The organism is Candidatus Accumulibacter phosphatis (assembly GCF_012939955.1).
Classification (GTDB): domain Bacteria; phylum Pseudomonadota; class Gammaproteobacteria; order Burkholderiales; family Rhodocyclaceae; genus Accumulibacter; species Accumulibacter delftensis.
Genome location: NZ_SPMY01000086.1, coordinates 1 through 3,152, shown reverse-complemented (window position 1 = coordinate 3,152; position 3,152 = coordinate 1). Strand labels below are relative to the sequence as shown.

Here is a 3,152-nt window from a genome sequence, read left to right as displayed (position 1 = left end):
AGAAATAACGAAAGCAACAAGCCATGCGAGATACGCGCGCAGTCTCCAGCGCTTGCGGAGGACAGGAAATCTTGATTTGTTTACCGTTCAACTCTCGTGACAATTGTTGTTTTATTAATGGGAGGATTTGGTTCTTGGTGCTCGTGCGCGAAAGGTGAAGATATTACCGCACTAAGAGCCTGTCATTTTTCGGCGTGCTCATTCGCGGAGCGACTCGTGCATTGACCGGCTTCTTTACCTGCGCCGACCGTGTCTACCTTACAGGCAACGGCATAGTGCAAAGATACTTGAGAACTTTTTTTCTACTAGAGCTCCGACATGGCACTCCTTTCCGGTGGACACCCACCTATCCGTCACAATGTGGGGGTTTCCGCGCCCAACTCGCGCTCGCGAATGGCAAGCGCCTCGCGCCGAAACTGCTCGGCTTCGTCGTCCAGCCCGGCATCGCGAAGGCTTACAGCCAGCTTCGGCAGCTTTCTCGGATCCGCACACTTTGAGCGGAAGTCGCTTGAAGCGATCACAAGTTCCTCGTTCAGCTTCTCACTCTCCAGGTCCATGCCCTGCATGTTCCGTACGGCAGCCGCCAACATTTCGACCAGGTCCTGATCCGACCAACCGGCGCCTTGCTCCGTTCGCAAGCTACAAACCGTTTCGACCATCAATCCGCCGAGCTCCACGGCGCCAGTCTTATCGCCATGAGCGCGCGCACTTTCCATAAGGCTCAGCGCTGCTGAAAGCATGCCCCACGGCTCGCCATGAGCTTTCCAAAGCTGCTTGCCGATTGTCAGTCGCTCTTCCTGCAGCTCGTCGTGTGCCACCCAGTTTTTGCTGCGCTTTGCCAATCGCGCGAGACTCTCGAGTGGTGACATCAGCTCGCCATCTCGATTCGATTCGTGGCTGTTCTCCACAAGGCGTCGCTCGACAGCTAACCACTCACGGAGAAAGTCCGCCGCCAACGTCCAGTCATCTGCTGATTGAGCAATCTCCGAAGCCATGCTCAATGCTGCTATGAAATCACTTTTGTCATCAACAGTAAGTGGTTCTTCTCGGCGTAATTTGACGAGTTCCTTGGCGAACGCGAGCACCTTGTTAAGCCAGTCTGCACTGCGCTGCCCACTCACCAACCAAGTGCCGCAAAGTATCTCGAAGCACTCTGCGTCGACGTATAGCTGAGGCACGCCTTCTACCCGGGCATAACGGGCCACTTCTGAACATTCCCATGCCACCACATCGGCATCTTCATGTAATCCTCTTTCGCACAGCTCGCACACTCGCTCGAACAGCGCCTGCACAAGATCCTGGCAGACCACAGGGCGAGTCCGAGCATTCAAGAACTGCTGCCGTAGAGAGTCCAGACTCTGATCCTGCGGAACACGCGATGCCTCGCTTTCGACAACTATCTGGGCAACTAGCTCATCGCTGGTCAACCACCCTACGCCCGCAGGCACCTTTGACAGCAGTTGCTGCCTCAAATGGGCGAGTCCTTCCCCTACATCGCCGAGCTGCCGAGCGAGTTGTTCGGCCTGCAGGCAATGCTCGCGTGCAAGCCCCCAGTCGGAATTGGCTACCGCGTTGTGTGCCAAAAGTTCCTGCACGGACTGCAGGGCACACTTGTCGTCTAGGTCGGCCCACGCCTGGGCTGCTTCGACCAGCAGCTTCCTCTCTCCTTGAAAATCGCCCTGATCTGCTTTCTCCTCAGCCACATTCATAAGGGCGAACGCAAGTTCTTTAGTCGCATCTTGGGTTAGAAACCGCTCCCGTGCTTCTCGAAACACGGTCAGCGCCTCGGTGTAGATCTCGGCGCTTTGCTCCGTTTGTCCGGCAACGCTCAAGAGACTGGCCAATTTCATCAACCCAAGCGCAAGATTGACGTGTAGCACTTCGCCATCACGGGCCAAGACCGTCTTGCCGCGCAGGTCAACTATTTTCCGTTGCAAGTCGAGCGCTGCCGATGGCGAACTGCGTTCCGACAACGCAAGCAAGGCTTTGATCAAGGATTCCGTGGCGTTCGAAGGTTCTTGGGAAACACATGCGCTTCTGCGCAGGGAGATCATTTCGCCCAGCAGGTCCAACTCTCGGTTTGTGTAGTCTGTTGAAAACGCGCCACTATCAGCAAGCTCTGATAGAGCAACGCATAGCGCATCAATGCTCTCGGGCGTGGCCTGCAAACTGGATCTGCGGCGCAAAATCGCCACCCGCTCTTCACTTAGGGGAAATGCCGCATTGTATGCGTTTCGGCTTTCCAGAGCCTTCGATGCTGCCAAGAGTCCGCTTCGAGATCGGTCTCAGCGTGGCCTATGGGGTGCGGCTCGGCGGCTTGGCGAGCCCGGGTCACCTCGATGATGCGTTCACAGAGTTCTACCGTGTCCCCGTCCCCGTACCACTCGCCCAAGGCGCATCGCACGCGGTCAAGCTGGCTGAAGGTGAAGGCGTCGATCGGCCATTTTCCGCTGTTCAATCCTGCTGAAAACTGCTTGGCATACGCCGCGCGTTGTGCGTTCTCGGTCGCCAATTTAACGAGCTCGGCAAGCGCATTTCCCGCCCGAACTCGCATTGTGTCGTCAGGGCTGTCTTCGGCTAGCGATGCCATGACGCCGAGCATCGCACGCCGCTTCTCCGCATCCAGCAGCGCCCATCGGTCGGGGGCATCGATGATGGTGATCGCCGCGCGGAGCACGGCGGCCTTGATCACTTCCGGTTTTGTACTCAGCCGTCCCCCGACAAGCGATTCTGCCGCTTCCCGGTAAGCGCGCTGAACGAAGCTGGCAATACCAGCTTCCAGCCCAACAATCAGACGTAGCGGATCCGCGGCCTTGTTCAAGCCGGAGCTCGCCGCACCGAGTTTCAGTGCTTTGGCTGCGGTTTCCGTGAGCGAGCTGCAGAATTCCACTCCTTGCAGCACTTCGGCTGTCTCGTCCGTAAGCGAGCTGAGGAATTGCATTCCTTGCAGCGACGACAGCGCAATGGCGACCTTGACGTCGTCTGGCGTCGCGTCACTATTGAGGCGATCCGTTATCATGGTCGTGAGGTTTTCGCTCAGCTTCTCGATATTCCCGTATGCATGTGGCGTCAGCGCGCCGTGTGCGCGATACGTTTCCCGAGTATTGATCAGCCCAACAAGCTCAATGAGCATCTGCGGATTGCCGTCTGAT

Annotated in this window: 2 protein-coding genes; both read right to left on the bottom strand. The window is 57.1% G+C overall.

The features are described 5' to 3' along the window. Positions 1-353 precede the first annotated feature (353 nt). Entirely contained in the window at positions 354-2,264 is a 1,911-nt protein-coding gene (locus E4Q23_RS21110) for a tetratricopeptide repeat protein (protein WP_169068454.1), read from the bottom strand. Next, positions 2,207-3,152, bottom strand: a 946-nt coding sequence (locus tag E4Q23_RS21105) for a hypothetical protein (RefSeq protein ID WP_211203882.1), incomplete at its 5' end; no start/stop codon positions are given. The genes E4Q23_RS21110 and E4Q23_RS21105, both read right to left, overlap by 58 nt.